This window comes from Winogradskyella eximia (assembly GCF_003386165.1).
GTDB classification, from domain to species: domain Bacteria; phylum Bacteroidota; class Bacteroidia; order Flavobacteriales; family Flavobacteriaceae; genus Winogradskyella; species Winogradskyella eximia.
In genome coordinates this window covers 114,005-131,279 of record NZ_QRDV01000006.1, presented here as the reverse complement: position 1 = coordinate 131,279, position 17,275 = coordinate 114,005, and the positions used below count along the sequence as shown (strand labels likewise).

The 17,275-nt window shown below is 32.7% G+C and carries 17 protein-coding genes; 9 read left to right on the top strand and 8 right to left on the bottom strand.

Translation table 11 applies throughout. From position 1 onward, the window contains the following. Positions 1 to 65: 65 nt before the first annotated feature. The 4 genes from DFQ10_RS13120 to DFQ10_RS13105 all read right to left on the bottom strand — a co-directional run bounded on the left by DFQ10_RS13120 (position 66) and on the right by DFQ10_RS13105 (position 3,256). Positions 66 to 938 (bottom strand): GLPGLI family protein, encoded by an 873-nt coding sequence (locus DFQ10_RS13120; RefSeq protein WP_115817891.1) that lies wholly within the window; start codon positions 936 to 938, stop codon positions 66 to 68. Positions 939 to 1,048: 110 nt separating this feature from the next. Next, positions 1,049 to 1,882 (bottom strand): GLPGLI family protein, encoded by an 834-nt coding sequence (locus DFQ10_RS13115; RefSeq protein ID WP_115817890.1) that lies wholly within the window; start codon positions 1,880 to 1,882, stop codon positions 1,049 to 1,051. 136 nt (positions 1,883 to 2,018) lie between these two features. Beyond that, the gene (locus tag DFQ10_RS13110; protein ID WP_115817889.1) at positions 2,019 to 2,870 is read right to left on the bottom strand and encodes a GLPGLI family protein; all 852 of its coding nucleotides are present in this window, start codon (positions 2,868 to 2,870) and stop codon (positions 2,019 to 2,021) included. 11 nt (positions 2,871 to 2,881) lie between these two features. After that, positions 2,882 to 3,256, bottom strand: coding sequence for a hypothetical protein (locus DFQ10_RS13105; RefSeq protein WP_115817888.1), 375 nt, complete (start codon positions 3,254 to 3,256; stop codon positions 2,882 to 2,884). 125 nt (positions 3,257 to 3,381) lie between these two features. Here DFQ10_RS13105 and DFQ10_RS13100 point away from each other — a divergent pair, with 125 nt between their 5' ends. From DFQ10_RS13100 to DFQ10_RS18795, 5 genes are all read left to right on the top strand, one after another. Beyond that, positions 3,382 to 4,920, top strand: a complete 1,539-nt coding sequence (locus DFQ10_RS13100) for a sensor histidine kinase (protein WP_115817887.1) — start codon at positions 3,382 to 3,384, stop codon at positions 4,918 to 4,920. Further along, the gene (locus tag DFQ10_RS13095) at positions 4,913 to 5,596 is read left to right on the top strand and encodes a response regulator transcription factor (RefSeq protein ID WP_115817886.1); all 684 of its coding nucleotides are present in this window, start codon (positions 4,913 to 4,915) and stop codon (positions 5,594 to 5,596) included. The genes DFQ10_RS13100 and DFQ10_RS13095 overlap by 8 nt, the downstream gene beginning before the upstream one ends. A gap of 186 nt (positions 5,597 to 5,782) precedes the next feature. Beyond that, on the top strand, positions 5,783 to 6,523 hold the full coding sequence (locus tag DFQ10_RS13090) for a hypothetical protein (RefSeq protein WP_245940707.1): 741 nt from the start codon (positions 5,783 to 5,785) through the stop codon (positions 6,521 to 6,523). Positions 6,524 to 6,526: 3 nt separating this feature from the next. Further along, complete coding sequence (locus DFQ10_RS13085) at positions 6,527 to 7,141, top strand: deoxynucleoside kinase (protein ID WP_115817884.1); 615 nt, start codon at positions 6,527 to 6,529, stop codon at positions 7,139 to 7,141. Further along, positions 7,142 to 7,600, top strand: a complete 459-nt coding sequence (locus DFQ10_RS18795; RefSeq protein ID WP_115817883.1) for a glycosyl-4,4'-diaponeurosporenoate acyltransferase CrtO family protein — start codon at positions 7,142 to 7,144, stop codon at positions 7,598 to 7,600. Here DFQ10_RS18795 and DFQ10_RS13075 read toward each other — a convergent pair. Then, the gene (locus DFQ10_RS13075; protein ID WP_115817882.1) at positions 7,590 to 8,594 is read right to left on the bottom strand and encodes an App1 family protein; all 1,005 of its coding nucleotides are present in this window, start codon (positions 8,592 to 8,594) and stop codon (positions 7,590 to 7,592) included. The two genes, DFQ10_RS18795 and DFQ10_RS13075, sit on opposite strands and share 11 nt — an antisense overlap. Positions 8,595 to 8,759: 165 nt before the next feature. Between DFQ10_RS13075 and DFQ10_RS13070 the strand changes: the two genes are divergently transcribed. From DFQ10_RS13070 to lspA, 4 genes are all read left to right on the top strand, one after another. Beyond that, positions 8,760 to 11,309 (top strand): S9 family peptidase, encoded by a 2,550-nt coding sequence (locus DFQ10_RS13070; protein WP_115817881.1) that lies wholly within the window; start codon positions 8,760 to 8,762, stop codon positions 11,307 to 11,309. Positions 11,310 to 11,444: 135 nt separating this feature from the next. Continuing rightward, positions 11,445 to 12,998 carry an NAD(P)/FAD-dependent oxidoreductase gene (locus DFQ10_RS13065; RefSeq protein WP_115817880.1) on the top strand — a complete coding sequence of 518 codons (1,554 nt, stop codon included), beginning with the start codon at positions 11,445 to 11,447 and terminating at the stop codon, positions 12,996 to 12,998. A gap of 187 nt (positions 12,999 to 13,185) precedes the next feature. After that, positions 13,186 to 14,079, top strand: a complete 894-nt coding sequence (fabD, locus tag DFQ10_RS13060) for an ACP S-malonyltransferase (RefSeq protein WP_115817879.1) — start codon at positions 13,186 to 13,188, stop codon at positions 14,077 to 14,079. Positions 14,080 to 14,090: 11 nt separating this feature from the next. Further along, complete coding sequence (gene lspA / locus DFQ10_RS13055) at positions 14,091 to 14,588, top strand: signal peptidase II (protein WP_115817878.1); 498 nt, start codon at positions 14,091 to 14,093, stop codon at positions 14,586 to 14,588. On the opposite strand, the gene DFQ10_RS13050 is transcribed toward lspA, so the two are convergent. From DFQ10_RS13050 to galE, 3 genes are all read right to left on the bottom strand, one after another. Beyond that, positions 14,585 to 14,776: a hypothetical protein gene (locus tag DFQ10_RS13050; RefSeq protein WP_115817877.1), complete on the bottom strand. Its 192-nt coding sequence runs from the start codon at positions 14,774 to 14,776 to the stop codon at positions 14,585 to 14,587. The two genes, lspA and DFQ10_RS13050, sit on opposite strands and share 4 nt — an antisense overlap. A gap of 189 nt (positions 14,777 to 14,965) precedes the next feature. Further along, positions 14,966 to 16,243, bottom strand: coding sequence for a metal-dependent hydrolase family protein (locus DFQ10_RS13045; RefSeq protein ID WP_115817876.1), 1,278 nt, complete (start codon positions 16,241 to 16,243; stop codon positions 14,966 to 14,968). An 11-nt stretch (positions 16,244 to 16,254) separates the two neighbouring features. Then, positions 16,255 to 17,274, bottom strand: coding sequence for a UDP-glucose 4-epimerase GalE (gene galE / locus DFQ10_RS13040; RefSeq protein ID WP_115817875.1), 1,020 nt, complete (start codon positions 17,272 to 17,274; stop codon positions 16,255 to 16,257). Position 17,275 lies beyond the last annotated feature (1 nt).

The following is a 17,275-nucleotide window of genomic DNA, read 5'->3' as shown; positions in this document are numbered from 1 at the left end:
TCTTTGGTTGGTAAAATAAAATGTGGTTAGATTTTGCGTTCTATAGAAGCTAATGGGTTTTATGCTTAGTTTCTACCGCGTCCTCCGCCTCTGCCGTTACGACCTCCGTACATTTCGCGCATTTCTTCCATCTTTTTAGTCGTAATTTCTGTGTATTCTGCTTGAGTAACCTCTTCTCCTTTTTTAGGCTTATCAATACTTTCCTTTTCCGTTGGGTTTAATACAATTTTTGTACAAAGTATAGTAGTACGATCTGCATTAACCTCTAAAATTAAACCTGGTAAACCCCAATAATTATCTGGACCTTGGTTTACCGGAATTTGAGGAGTATACCAAGCCACAACATCTATGGTTTTTGGTGCTTTAGACTCATTAGAATTAGTAGAATCCTTACCTTTTTCTCCTTCTTTTTTTTGATCTCTTCCTCTTGGACCTCTAAAACTCTGAAAATCAATTCCGGTTCGCTCTATTGTTGCAGTAGCCTGGAAACAAGTATACTGACCAATTTTTTTAGTTTCAGTACCCATCTTCCATTCAATATTTTTTAATTCGTCCTTAACTAAAAATTGTTTTCCAAAAAATTCTTGATCCTGAATCATTTCTTTGGTTTGAACGTTTTTATATTTTGGTCCACCAGTTAAACTAGATCCAAAACCTCTTCTGCCTCCACTACCAGGAGCTTCCAATTTTTCTTCTTCTTTATAAATAGATTCAGATTTATTGAAGGTAAGCGTATATTCCTTTTCTAAGAAACTCTTCATACGCTCCATTATTTGCTTTTTTCGTTCCGCGCTCATGTCTTGCCCTCCAAATTGATCTAAATCCATTGTAGTTTTAGACATGTAATAAGCTTTTCCTTGAAAATCTTGAGCAAACAAACTAGAACCTGCAAAAAACACAGTTAATAGTAATGTAATCTTAAGTGATAATTTCTTCATTTTTAATATTCTAGTTTAATTCAATAACGAATTTGGTTAATCTCTCTGCAATAAGACTTCAAAAATGAAGAAAAGTTAAGTTTAGGTTTGTTAAACTTGTGTTAAGAGATTTAACCGCGTCTCCGTCCGCTTCTATTATCTCTAAACTCTATCATTTTCTTGCTGATGATTTGTTGATATTCTTGCTTTGATACTATTTTCCCCTTTTCAGGTGCTTTAATCTCAACTTGCTCTTTAGGGTTGATAATAATCTTAGAACATAGCATAGTTGTATTGCCAGCACTCACCTCTAAAATCAATCCAGGAAGTCCCCAATATTCTAAAGGACCATGACCTACCGGAATTTGTGGAGTATACCAAGCCTCAACAATTGTCATAGCAATATCGTCTTTTGTACTATCATCTGCGGTCTCATTTAGTCTGTTCCAAGAAAAATTATACCATGTAAGCTCATTAGTAGGTATTGAAGCAGTAGCTTTAAAACAGGTATAATTCCCTATTTCTTTCGTTTCTTTTCCCATGACCCATACAATAGGTTGTAAGCTGTCTTTTACTAAAAAATTCTTTCCGTAGAACTCTTGGTTTTGGACCTGAGAATTTGTTTTTACGTTTTTATACTGATGACCAGGTGTAAAGTTTTTTCCCCAAGAATCCGTTGCTCCAGACATAGCATCTAATTGATCTTCTTCTTCAAAAAACGATTCTTCTTTATTAAAAGTTAGAACATAATTTTTTTGCAATCGATTTTTTAATCGAGCTTCGACTTCCTTTTTCTGACCTTCATTTAACCTCGCTCCCCAAGTTCCTAAATCCATCTTAGCTTTTGAAAAATAATAAGCTTTACCTTGAAAATCTTGAACACTTTTATTTTTCTTTGGTGTAAAACCACTAGATAAAAGTATCACAAGAAAGATTACACTGAACTTTAGTAAAATTGATTTCATAATAAACTGAGTTAAATTATTTGTTTAACAAATATATTGATATGTTAAACAAATTATTTCGATTTACCACAAAATTAACAGTACATCTATCAAATTTAAAATCAACTAACCTTTTGACTATAAACAAATAAGATCATTATCCTCCAATACTTATAAAAATACCTTCACCACTTTTACTACCTTTTCTAGGAGCATACCTCTCCATCATTTCTTTACTTTTTTTATCCATTATATCATTATACTCTTTTTGAGTAACCTCTTTACCTTTCTCTGGTACTTCAATGTCAACTTTTTCCTCTGGGTTAATTACAATTCTACTACAAATAATAGTGAGTTTTCCATCATGTATTTCTAAAATTAGACCAGGAAGCCCTTGGTATTTTGCTGGTCCATTACTCACCGGAATCTGAGGTGTATACCAAGCCGTAATAGTACGTTCTATCATTTCGGGTTCCTCTTCCTCTTCATTCTCTTCATCTACATTTGAATTGCTCTTAAAGTCGAACTTATTTTTAGGCACCTCCTTGGTATAAGTCGCTTTAAAACACATGTACTCACCAATATGTTTCGTATCAGATTCTAATTTCCATACTATGGGCGAAATAGAATCTTTAATAAGGAATTTTTTTCCCATCGTTTCCTTTTGATCAACATAATTTTTGTCTTTTATATTTTTATAAAACACATCAGATTCACTATTCCCAAAAGACATCTGAAAACCACCACCAACTTGTGGCTTATCTAATTCCGCTTCTTGCTGATATAGAGATGAAGACTTATCAAAAGTTAATGTATAGGTTTTTTGGAATTGCTTCTTCATCATTTCCATCATTTGCTTCTGCATAGCATCATTCATTTTGGTGCTATCCATTTTAATATCAAAATCGCGATGTGTTTTGTAAGTCGCCACTCCTTGAAAATCTTGTGCGTTAACAGTAGATAGGACTACCATAAACGCAATAATCATAATTCTTATTATTGTTGTCATCTTATTGATTTTTAATTATTGTTTGTGTAATAATTAACACCTAAGTCTTTAAGTTTCTGAATTCGACTTAATAAAAAGGTTTTATCATCTGTATTGCTTTCAATTTTAAAAGACACTGATTTCTTATTGTCTTCTGTATATCCAATAGCTTTACAAACCAATTTAAAAGAGACGTTCTTAAACTCTTTTGAGTCTTCAAATATGTCTTCCAATTCTTTAATGTTTAATTCAGACTCTAGTTCTTTTAATGAATTGACTGTAATAACAAAGTCGAGACTGTTATAGTCCATTTTTGTATTTTCTTGATTGTTTTTAGTTACATCATTTGTTTGACTAAATCCACTAATAGTTATTAAGACTATTAAAAAAGTAAGTACATTTTTCATTTTAATATGGTTTTATAATTAATACCTTACAAATATCAGAACACTATTCAGTCTTTTAAGTTAACGAGTGTTAACGTCTGTTAACAGAGCGTTGATTATAAATTTTTACGTTATACATTTGAAATATGAATGACAATAGATACAAATGGATATTATATACTATCGTAGCTGTAATTATAGCTACCATTGGTATACAATTCTATTGGAACTACAAAAACTATCAAACCAATAAGCAGCAGCTGATAAACGACGTGCAAATAAGCTTAGATAAAGCGGTTGATGATTATTATGCAGCTTTAGCAGAGCGTACCACTATTGGTGTTATTCTTGAAGGCGACCAACAAAAAAATGCTTTCGAAGAAGGTGGTGAGCTGGAAAATTTTTTTAAAACCATTGATGAATCTAAAAATGAGTTTACAAACCTTGATTCATTAGACAAAAATACTATTGAAGGCATAACTGTGTTTAGAGGATTTAAAGCAGATTCAATGTCAAATGCATATGATAAAAAACATAACCCCTTATCAGCAGAGCAATTCAAATTAAAAATAGATAGTCTAAAAAATAACAATAAAGATGTCAATTTAAAAAACGCCGAATTTCTCACCTCTAAAGTGATGATTTCGATAAAAAATGACACACTCGATGTTAAGGCTGTGGAAGAATTAATAGCTAAAGAGTTAGAACGCAAAAGCATTAATGTCGACTTTTATTTAGATTATAAAGACATCGAACGTGACGTTGATTTTTTTAGGGTAAACGGATCCTTACCAGAATTTGACCCTAACCATATGTCTGATGATTATTTGCAAACAGACACAAAATCTAGATTCCTTCCAAAAAGTACCTTTTTAACCATTTTATTTACCAATACAACAAAAGCTATTTTATATCGCATGATCGGAGGCATCTTAATTTCAACCCTCTTAGTTTTAGCCATAATAAGTTGTCTATTCTATCTGTTAAAAATCATTAAACACCAAAAGCAACTCGCCGAAGTTAAAAATGACCTTATCAGTAATATTACTCACGAGTTTAAAACCCCAATTGCCACCATTAGTGCAGCATTAGAAAGTATTAGCAATTTTAATGCTATTGACGATAAAGCCAAAACTAAAAAATACCTCAACATGTCTTCGGAGCAATTAGGAAAGTTGAATGTTATGGTCGAGAAGCTATTAGAAACCGCAACCTTAGATAGTGACAGTTTAGAACTGAACAAAGAAAAATTTGAACTTATCACATTACTTGAAGCCTTAATTAATAGATATAAAATGCAATTTCCAGATAAAACATTCAATAACAATATGCAGCTTGAAAGTATGGTTATTAATGCTGATATTTTTCATATAGAAAACGCATTAAATAATGTGTTAGATAATGCTGTAAAATATGGTGGAGATATTATAACCATTGACTTATTGACTAAGAACAATAATTTTGACATTCTAATTTCAGACAACGGAAGCAGCTTAACTAAGGCAAATAAAGACCAGATTTTCGAACAATTCTATCGCGTTCCAAAAGGGAATACACATGATGTAAAAGGTTTTGGCATTGGCTTATACTACACCAAAACCATTATTGAAAAGCATAATGGCTCAATCAACTTAGAACTAAATAAAAATTCAACAACCTTTAAAATCACACTTCCAAATGGCTAATAAAATTAAACTCTTATTGGCTGAAGATGAAGCCGCTTTAGGACAAATTATCAAAGAAAGTTTAGAAACTAGAGATTTTGAAGTTACACTTTGTGAAAATGGTGAAGTCGCATTAAAGAAATACGAATCAGAATCTCCTGAAATTTTAGTATTGGATGTTATGATGCCAAAGAAAGATGGTTTTACACTAGCCAAAGAAATTAGAGCAATTGATGAAACTATTCCTATTATATTTTTAACAGCAAAATCGCAAACAGCAGATGTGGTTGAAGGTTTTTCTATTGGAGGTAACGATTACCTTAAAAAACCATTTAGCATGGAAGAACTCATTGTTAGAGTTCATAATTTGGTGGATAGGACGAAGACTCAAAAAGCATCAGAAACGATAATGATCGGTGCATTTAGTTTCGATTTCCCTAAGCAACAATTAAAGTATAAAAATGAAGACGGTACACCACTAACTCATAGAGAAGCACATTTATTATTTCACCTCATAAAAAACAAAAACCAAGTTTTAGATCGCTCTTTAATTTTGAATAAACTTTGGGGAACAGATGATTTTTTCTCTGCTAGAAGTATGGATGTATTTATTACCAAACTTCGCAAAAAACTAAAAAAAGATGATAGCATTCAAATTATAAATGTGCGTGGGTTTGGGTACAAACTGACGGATTAAAAATCTGTCATCAATTTAAATACCCGCTAAATTTCACTCTCGCTTTACACAGTTACAGCAAAACCTACCGATTCTTTCTGAAAAAACTGATCTTATTTTCGTATTTTTCAAGCTTATTCTCACACAAACATGCAAAAGGTAGTCTTATTATTTGTTTTATTTTTTAGTTGCTTCTGCTTTACTCAAGTGAAAACAGAACAACAAATCAAAGCGACTTTAACAGACTCTTTAAAAATAAAAGCGAAAGCCCTTTATGGCATTGATAATTTTGACACATTATATTATGCTACTGAAAACAATTCATTTTTCAAAAAAACAAAGGATACCATAATTACTTATTCTAATTTCCAACTGGGAGAAATAACTTCTGCAAATACATTTAATCCGTTAAAAATTAATCTTTTTTATAAAGATTTTAATACCGTTGTGATTTTAGATAATCGTTTGGCTGAGATTTCAAAAATCGACTTTAATACTACACAACCTTATAAAAATGTGTCCTTTGTATCTTCTGGTTATGATAATACCATTTGGATCTTTAACGCAGATTTTCAATACCTAGAATTGTACGATTACAAAACAAAAAAACTAAAACTTAAAACGGTTCCTGTTCAATCTGAAGTATTAGATTTAAAGAGCGACTATAATTATTGTTATTTACTGACCCAAAATTATCTGTTTGTATATAGTTATTTTGGAAGTTTAATTCATAAAATAAAAAATATAGGTTACGAAAGTTTAGCATTTAACGAAGCACATTTAGTATTAAAAAAAGAGACATCATTATTTATCTTAGAAAAAAATGATACTAAAATTCAACCTATTCAACTTCCAAAAATGTTAATAAAACAGTTTTTGGTAACCAACGAAACGGTGTATATTTACGACGAAAATTTACTACGTTATTACCAATTAAAAATAGAATAGATTATGCATGTTGCTGTTGCTGGAAATATAGGAGCTGGAAAAACTACACTCACAAAATTACTTGCTAAACACTTTAAATGGGAAGCACAATTAGAAGATGTGGTTGACAATCCGTATTTAGATGATTTTTACAATCAGATGGAACGCTGGAGCTTTAATCTACAAGTCTATTTCTTAAACAGTAGATTTCGCCAAGTCAACCAAATCCACGACAGCGGAAAAGATATCATTCAAGACAGAACCATTTACGAAGATGCACATATTTTTGCACCTAACCTTCACGCCATGGGCTTAATGACCAATCGTGATTTTGAGAACTATTCGTCGTTATTTGAGCTTATGGAGTCTTTTGTAAAAGGTCCAGACTTATTAATTTATTTACGTAGTTCTATTCCTAATTTAGTCGCTCAAATTCATAAAAGAGGTCGTGATTATGAAAACACCATTAGTATCGATTATTTAAGCCGATTAAACGAACGTTACGAAGCTTGGATCTCTAAATACGATAAGGGTAACTTATTAATTATTGATGTAGATAATCTTGATTTTGTGGCTAATCCTGAAGATTTAGGTGATATTATTAATAGAATTGATGCTGAGATTAATGGCTTATTTTAAGTGATTATTTTAGTTTATTTTTTAAATGCTATAGTACTCACATTTGTATCTTGGACTATTGGATTACTGATTAACAATGCTATAAAACAGAGAACATTTTACAAAAACCTTTCTCACTTCTCCTTTATTAAAAATGATTTTACAAACAAGATTCTTGGCTTAAGCATCTTTGGCTGGATCATTAAAAATAGTTTCTTTAAGGTATTTAATCAAAAATTAAAGTTTAAAAAAGGAATGTCTCGCAAAGACTTGGAGTCTATTAGAAGCGAAATGGTTTATGCGGAAATAGGCCACCTAATTGGTTTTCTATTTATTCTTGTGTTCATTTTTATAAAAATAGGAAATGGCCAATACACATATGCACTGTTGCTGTTGGGTTTTAATATTATTTTCAATCTCTATCCTACGTTATTGCAGCAGTATAACAAAAAACGTGTAGATAACATTCTTAAGCGATGAATCCACTTTTTCTGGCATGCTCAATGGCTTGCTGACTATTTTCTACCAATAACATTGGTGTAGTTTTGTAACTATCTACAATACCTTTTACTCGCAGCATTTTCTTCTTATGTTTTACACTACGCAAGTAAATTGCTAAAATTCTATTTGGAAATTCTTCAGCAATCTCGATATAAATATCAGGATCGTGTTCTCCACTATCACCAATTAAAATAAAAGGCAAATGAGGATATGTTTTTAAAAGATTCATAATTTCCTTTTGCTTTTGAGGCTTTTCATCTTGTGGTTTTTTACGAAGTAGATTACTAAGACTTCGCAAGAGAATGGGACCTTTAGGAAAATTATTTTGTCTTAAAAAAAGCTCTAGATAACGGTAAAGATTCCAAGGACTATGACTCACATAAAAAATAGGATTAGCATTATTACCAGAAACACCACGATGTAGTTTGTGATAAAAATCGGCAGAACCCTCTAAAGGAATTCTATTTTTGGCATGCTTAAAAATGGAATTATAAATTACTTTCCATTTTAAGATAGAAACAACTCCCGTGTGTAATATAGTATCATCAATATCACTTGCAACACAAAAATCTGCTTTATTAGATGGGATTAAAAGCTCCCCCGGAAATCTATTTTTATTCTGTATAGTACGTTTAATATTGACGTCATTATAAGATAATTCAAAAGGCAACCAACCTTCCTCATTAGTTAGATCTCTTAAATTCCCAATAATATCTTCAGCAATAAAATAACCATTCTCGTCAGTTGTAACTTTTAGAATTTTATTGTTTGGTAATTTTACATCTAAACCTACATGTTTTATTTCGTCGGTTTCAAAACGTTTCCATGTATTTACAATAAGATGCCAAATATGCTGATCTTCTAAATCAATAGACTCATCTTCTAGAGCTCTACCTCTAGCGTAAAAATGTGAATCCGTCCCATAACTCTGAAACGTAATAATTTGTAATGGATCTTTTTTAAACCAGCTCAATTATCTTAACTTTTTATATTTTTCAAGATACTAAAATCACTTTACAACAAAAGCAATAGCACGATTAATTCGTTAGGCTAATGTTAAATATTTACCAATTTTGTAATATTCCTAGTATTTTGGTCAGATCAAGAAACCAACCCAACCTAAACCCACACACAACGCATGCAAAAATTAACATTTCTACTCCTATTAAGCTTATCCTTTAGTTTAGTTAATGCACAAAATAGCGTAAAAGAAAATCTTACACCAATACCCAACTACAGAGCGGCAGCTAAATTTTCTCCAACAAATTTAGGAAAGCTAGTGCACTCAACGTCTGTAAATCCACATTGGTTAAAAAACGGAAATCGGTTTTGGTACCAATATAAAACAACTGAGGGTTCTAAATACTATATTGTAGATGCAGACAAACGCAGTAAAAAAGTGCTTTTTGACAATGAAAAAATGGCAAAATGGCTTACTGAAATTACAAAAGATCCTTATGATGCTAAACATTTACCAAAATTCAACTTTGAGTTTGTAAAAAATGATACAGCAATACGTTTCTATGTGACGTCTACTGAAAAAGTGGACGAAGCAAAAGATGATGACGATGAAGATGAAGATATTGAAGACGGCAAAGACACCGACTCTACCAAAACAAAGAAAAAAGGCAATTCTAAAAAGGCTAAAAAAGTCAACAAAGTATATCATTTTGAATACCGACTTGGAAGTAATGGCTTAACCGTATTAGATAATAAAAAGAAGAAAAAAGAAGAATGGAAAAAATGGGCAAACATTGCGCCAGACAGTTCTGTAGTGTTATTTTCTAAACATTACAATTTGTATTGGATGGATAAAGAAAATTTCCTTAAAGCGGTTAAGAACGAAAAAGATTCTACAATAGTTGAAAACAAATGGACTACTGATGGAGAAGAAAATTATGATTTTGGAGGAAGTAGCCGTGGTGAAAACAATGAAACCAAATTAAAGAATAAAGACAAACGTAAATATGTTCGTGGTATTTGGTCTCACGACTCTAAAAAGTTTGTATTCCAAAGAACGGATTCTAGACATATCAACGATTTGTGGGTTATTAATACAACATCTAACAAACGTCCTACTTTAGAAACTTACAAATACCACATGCCTGGTGAAGATGAGTATTATAAAACAGAACTCCATGTCTTCGATATACCTTCAAAAAGTAATATAAAAGTCCAATTAGATACTGTTAAACAACAGAGTATTCAAGTGTATCGTGCGCCAAGATTAAAATCGAATTACGATGATGATTTTTCACCTTCATTACTTTTATCTAAAAAAGGTAAAATCTATTATAGCACAATTAGTAGAGATCGTAAAAAACTAGATATCTGTGTGGCTGATATTAATACCGGAGAAACAAAAGTTTTAATTGAAGAACGCTTCAACACCTATATAGAGTCACGTCCGTTAGTATTACTAAATAACGAAACTGAAATGCTACATTGGGCAGAACGTTCGGGTTGGGCACACTATTATTTGTATGATACTGAAGGAAACTTAAAAAATGAAGTGACCTCAGGCTCTTATCATGTAGAGCGCGCTATAGGAGTTGATGATAAAAGTAGAACTCTTTATTTTACAGCTCATGGTATTCCACAAGACCAAGATCCGTATTACGAACACCTTTATAAAATTAATTTAAATGGCTCTGGATTACAAGCCTTAAATGCTGGTGATTACAACACAAATACTAGCATGGCGGACTCAAATGCTTATTTTGTAAATAATTATTCTAGAGTGAATACCGTACCTAAATCAGAACTAAGATCTCATACCGGAAAACTTATTATGAGTTTAGAAGAAGCCGATCTATCACAATTAATGGCTACAGGTTATCAATTTCCAGAAACGTTTAAAATGAAAGCAGATGATGGTATTACAGACATTTACGGAGTAATGTATAAGCCTTACGATTTTGATGAGACTAAAAAATACCCTTTACTAGAATATGTATATCCTGGACCACAAACCGAAGCTGTAAACAAATCGTTTTCTGTAAGAATGGATCGTTTAGACCGTATGGCACAAGTTGGATTTATTGTAGTCACTATGGGAAATCGTGGTGGACATCCAGACCGTTCTAAATGGTACCACAATTATGGTTATGGTAATCTTAGAGATTATGGTTTAGCTGATAAAAGACATGTTGCAGAACAACTTGCCGACAAGCATGATTTCATTGACATTAATAAAGTTGGAATTTATGGTCATTCTGGTGGTGGCTTTATGTCTACAGCAGCCATGTTAGTCTACCCAGATTTCTTTAAAGCTGCAGTCTCTTCTGCCGGAAACCATGACAATAACATCTATAACAGTTGGTGGAGTGAAACGCATCATGGTGTGCAAGAAGAAATGGATGATGATGGTAATGTGAAATACAAATACTTAATTGACAATAACCAATCTTTAGCAAAAAATCTAAAAGGAAACTTAATGTTGATTACTGGAGATGTTGATAACAATGTACATCCTGGTGGCACTATTAGAATGGCAAACGAGTTAATAAAAGCAAACAAGCGTTTCGATTTTATGCTTATGCCAGGTCAACGTCATAGTTTTGGAAACATGACTGAGTATTCTTTTTGGTTACGTGCCGATCACTTTAGTAAACATTTACTAGGAGTAGAAGCAACAGAAATCGACATTACAGAAATGAATAGAGATCAACCTAAAACAAAATCTTAGTACACAACTATAACTAAGATAAAAATAAAACCACGTTCCTTAGCGTGGTTTTTTTTGTTTATATAGAAACGCTAACGTTAGAACTTATTACTATTTAAAAATTTTGATAACATTTCTTTTCTTTAATTTTGCAATATGATAAAAGCCTTACAATTACGCATTAATTTACACCAAGAAAGACAACCCGATGGTTTGCTTAATAAAGCTGCCTATGATTTGGGAATGAAAACTTCTGAAATTTCGGGAATGAAAATTCTTAGAAAATCGATTGATGCACGTAAGCGAAATATCATGTTCAACTATAAAGTAGAAATTTACATTAATGAACCTGTACCAGAAACTTCAGATTATCATTTTGATTATAAAGATGTTTCTAACGCAAAACCCATTCATATTATAGGTTTTGGCCCAGCAGGTATGTATGCAGCATTGCGTTGTATAGAACTTGGTTTTAAGCCTATTGTTTTAGAACGCGGTAAAAATGTACAAGACCGTCGACGTGATTTAAAAGCCATTAACCAAGATCATTTTGTAAACGAAGATTCTAATTACTGTTTTGGTGAAGGTGGTGCTGGTACGTATTCTGATGGTAAATTGTACACCAGAAGTTTAAAACGTGGAGATGTTAGAAGAATCTTTGAAAACTTAGTATATCACGGAGCAACAGATCAAATTTTAGTTGATGCACATCCACATATTGGAACTAATAAATTACCTAAAGTTGTTCAAAATATAAGAGAGAATATCATCAAGTTTGGTGGCGAAGTTCATTTTGAAACGCGTGTGACTGATTTCACGATTAAGAACAATAAAATTGTGGCGATTCAACTTCAAAATGAAAAAGAAATTGACGTAGAAAAAGTCATTTTAGCAACTGGTCATTCCGCAAGAGATATTTTCTATTTGTTAAATGATAAGAAGATAAAGTTAGAAGCAAAATCATTTGCCATGGGAGTGCGTGTAGAGCATCCGCAAGACATCATTGATGGCATTCAGTACCATTGTAAAGGTGAGCAACGCGACGAGTTACTCCCAGCAGCTTCATATAGTTTAGTACAACAAGTTAATGACAGAGGTGTGTATTCATTTTGTATGTGTCCTGGTGGATTTATAGTTCCTGCAGCCACAGCCAATGGTGAAGTTGTTGTAAACGGCATGTCACCTTCCAAACGAAATAATAAATTTGCCAATTCAGGTATTGTCACAGAAATTAATGCTGATAAAGATCTTTACAAATACGAACATTTCGGCCCTTTAAAAGCCTTAGAATATCAAAAAGACTTGGAACGTTTAGCCTTTACTGCTGGAGGACGTAGACAATCTGCTCCTGCTCAAAGACTGACGGATTTTGTAGAAGGAAAATTATCTTCAAGTTTAAATGAAACCTCTTATCAGCCTGGTTTAAAATCAGCACCATTGCATTCTTTATTACCAAAAATAATTGGTGGCTCACTACGTAAAGGCTTTAAAGCTTTTGGTGAAAAGATGAAAGGCTATTACACAGCAGAAGCTAACGTTATTGGTGTAGAATCTAGAACCTCATCGCCTGTTAGTATTCCAAGAACTGAAACTTTAGAACACCCTGAGATTACCAACTTATTTCCATGTGGTGAAGGAGGCGGTTACGCAGGTGGCATTGTATCTGCTGCGATGGATGGAGAGCGTTGTGCGGAAGCTGCTTGTGTTTAAAGTAAGACTAAACGAGTATTCTAATCAAGTTGATTTCAACAATACTTAATGCAATAGTTGTATAACTAACTTTATTCAAAATTTTAGTACTATTAAAACAGTCTATATTCCTGTTTCTAACAGCAACGCAATCTTGATTCTATTTCAAGATATTATTCCTATTTTTGCATCTTAAATTGAAACACAAATGAACGCATATATATTTCCAGGTCAAGGTGCTCAATTCTCAGGAATGGGATTAGACCTTTACGAAAATTCACCTTTAGCACAAGAACTTTTTGAAAAAGCCAATAATATTTTAGGCTTTCATATTACAGACATTATGTTTGAAGGTTCTGCTGAAGATTTAAAAGAAACAAAAGTAACGCAACCTGCTATCTTTTTACATTCTGTAATTTTAGCAAAAACTTTAGGTGATACTTTTAAACCAGATATGGTAGCTGGTCACTCTCTCGGAGAATTCTCTGCCTTAGTTGCAGCAGGAGCTTTAACTTTTGAAGATGGACTTAGACTAGTATCACAACGTGCACAAGCGATGCAAAAAGCTTGTGAATTACAACCTAGTACCATGGCTGCTGTTTTAGGCTTAGAAGATGACATCGTTGAAAAAATTTGCGCTACTACTGAAGGTGTAGTCGTTGCTGCAAATTACAATTGCCCAGGACAGTTAGTGATATCGGGAGAAGTAGATGCTATTAATAGAGCTTGTGAAGCATTAAAAGATGCTGGTGCAAGACGTGCTTTAGTTTTACCTGTTGGTGGAGCTTTTCATTCTCCATTAATGGAACCAGCTCGCGAAGAATTAGCTGCAGCTATTGAAAACACAACATTTAGCAAACCTAATTGCCCAATATATCAAAACGTAACAGCTTCTGCTATTACAGATGAAAACGAAATAAAAGCAAATTTAATTTCTCAATTAACCGCTCCTGTTCGTTGGACACAATCTGTGCAACAAATGATAGCTGATGGTGCTTCTCATTTTACAGAAGTTGGTCCTGGAAAAGTTCTTCAAGGCTTGGTAAAAAAAATAAACAGAGAAGCAGAGACAACTTCTGCTACATTTGAAACTAACGTCTAAACCTTGGTATTTTGAATAGAAACCTATTTATTACGCTTCTTATTATATTTAATATCGCTATTGACCAAATATCTAAAGTTATAGTACGTAATACTTTAACTTTTAGAGAAGAAGTTAACGTTATTGGTGACTATTTTCAATTAATTTGGGTTGAAAACAAAGGTGCCTTTTTAGGTATGGGTAGTGACATGGATCCTACTTTAAGATTAATTTTCTTACTGATATTACCAACTCTTGTTTTAGGTTATGTTATATACTACATTATAAAAACTAAAGAGTTAGATAGACTAAGCCTTATTGCCTTTTGCTGTATTGCAGGAGGAGGTATAGCCAATGTCTTTGACCGCATTGCTTTTGGTCAAGTCACTGACTTTTTCTTTATTAACTTAGGTGGTGTGTTTAAAACAGGAATCTTTAATATTGCTGATCTTTCTGTAACCATAGGAATGGTAATGTTACTATTCAGTGGTATTTTTAACAGCAAGAAAAAAGAAGAAATTTCTGCTTAACGAGCCAATTGGCAATCGTCACAATCTTTCACTTCACCATAATATGTTTCACGATATTTATGAAGCGTTTTGTAAGGAATACTTAAAAATTGTTTTTTAATATAGGTAACATCTGTTAGTAATACACCCATTTTTTTTGTGAAGCGACCTTCGGTTTTGGTCTCTCTTTTAATACTTATCAATTTCATATTGTTCAATTATCATTCAATGCAAAGCAACGAAGATAGATGACCAACTCCAAGGAAACGATGTTAAAACAGGGTTAACACCTTTTGATATTATCATATTGAAAATCAGACATTAAAACAATTAGCATATTCGCAGTAGCTTTAACTCCGAATTACATATACGATAATTGAATTATTGGTAAAAATGAGCTATTTCTTATAAATTACTCCATTTTTCATTACAAAAACAACGTTTTCCATGGTAGAAATGGTTGTTATGGGATTATCATTTACAGCAATAATATCTGCGGTATAACCTGATTTTATTTGTCCAATTTCATTTTCCATTTTTAATAACATGGCATTTGTAATTGTGGCACTTTGAATGGTTTCCATTGCAGGCATTCCTGCTTCAACCATATAACCAAATTCCTTTCCATTATCTCCATGATAAAAAACAGCCGCATCAGTACCAAACGCAATACCTACACCTGCTTTATAAGCTCTACCAAACATGCCTTGGATTTTAGGTCCAATGTCTAATGCTTTTGGTACAATAATATCTGGATAATAACCAGAAATCTTTGCCTTGTCTGAAACAAACTTACCAGCAGTTATGGTTGGTACTAAATAAACATCGTGTTTTTTCATTAATTCCATGGTCTCTGCACTCATTAACGTACCATGCTCTATTGTTTTTACACCTCCTAAAATGGCACGTTGCATGCCTTCATCTCCATGTGCATGTGCAGCCACATGAAAACCATAATCTTTTGCTGTTTCACAAATAGCTTTAATTTCTTCGACAGTAAATTGTGGATTTTGGCCACTTTTAGCCATACTCAAAACACCTCCTGTTGCTGTGATTTTAATTAAATCAGCTCCATTTTTATAACGTTGTCTAACTGCTTTTTTAGCATCCTCTACTCCATTAACAACGCCTTCCTTTGGACCAGGATTGCCCATAATACTTCTTTTATAACCATTGGTAGGATCTGCATGACCACCTGTTGTTGCTAAAGCTTTTTCAGCTGTAAAAATTCTTGGCCCTACAATTTTACCAGCGTTTATAGCGTTTTTTAAAGATACATTTACGCCAGAACCTCCCAAGTCTCTAACTGTTGTAAATCCACTCATTAATGTAACTTTAGCGTAGTTTACAGAGTTAAAGGCAACATCTGCATCATTTAAAGTATACTCTTCTAAATAAGATTTAGGATTGGTTTCTCCTTCAATATGCACATGCATATCTATTAAACCTGGCATTACAGTTTTAGATTTTAAATCAACTGCAGTATCTTCAGAGTTAGTTGGATCTACATAGCCATTTTCAACTGAAATAATCTTATCTCCTGAAATAACTATTGTTTTTTCATTAAGTATTTTCCCAGATTTAGTATCTATTATTTTTCCGCAATGCAAATACGTATTTTGCGCTGTTAGTGACAAAGCACATAGTAGTACTAAAATTCTGAGTAATGATTTCATCTCTATTTGGTTTATTTATTTCTAATTTTCTGTTCCCATTTCCAGGCAGAATCCATTGCATCGTCTAAGGTGAGTTGTGTTTTCCAACCCAACACATTATTAGCTTTAGAAGTTTCTGCATATGCAGCAGTAATATCACCTTCTCGTCTATCTACAATTTTATAGTTTAAAGTTTTACCAGAGACACGTTCAAAAGATTGAATTGCTTCTAAAACAGTACTTCCTGTTCCTGTTCCAAGATTAAAAAACTCATAATTAGAGTCGTTTTTACTTTCTATTAAACGCTGTAAAGCCACTACATGTGCTTTTGCCAAATCAACTACATGAATATAATCTCTTACACAAGTACCATCTGACGTTGGGTAATCTCCGCCAAACACAGAAAGTTGCTCTCGCATTCCTATACCTGTCTGAGTAATAAAAGGCACTAAATTTTGTGGCACTCCAATTGGCAATTCACCAATTTCAGCTGAAGGATGCGATCCAACAGGATTAAAATAACGTAAAGCAATAGCATTTATATCTCCATTAACCTTACAAGTGTCTCTTATTATTTCTTCACCAATTTGTTTGGTGTTACCATATGGAGATTCTGCAGGTTTAACTGTTGCATTTTCTGTAATTGGTAATTCATCCGCTTGTCCATAAACCGTACAAGATGAGCTAAAAATAAAATTCTTTTTGCTTAATCCACTTAATCCCTGAAGCATATAAATCAAGGTAGTGATATTATTTTCATAATACATTAAGGGTTCGGCTACACTTTCTCCAACCGCTTTACTAGCTGCAAAATGAATCACACCTACAATGTCATTATGGCGTTTAAAAAAATCTTGAACATCTGGTTTTACCTTTAAGTCTAGCTTTTCAAAATGTGGCTTTTTATTTGTAATGGCTGTGATACCATCTAAAACTTCAATTGAAGAATTAGACAAATTATCTATAATTACAACTTCAAAACCTTTATTTTGTAATTCTACTACGGTATGTGACCCAATAAAACCTAGACCTCCTGTAACTAATATTTTCATT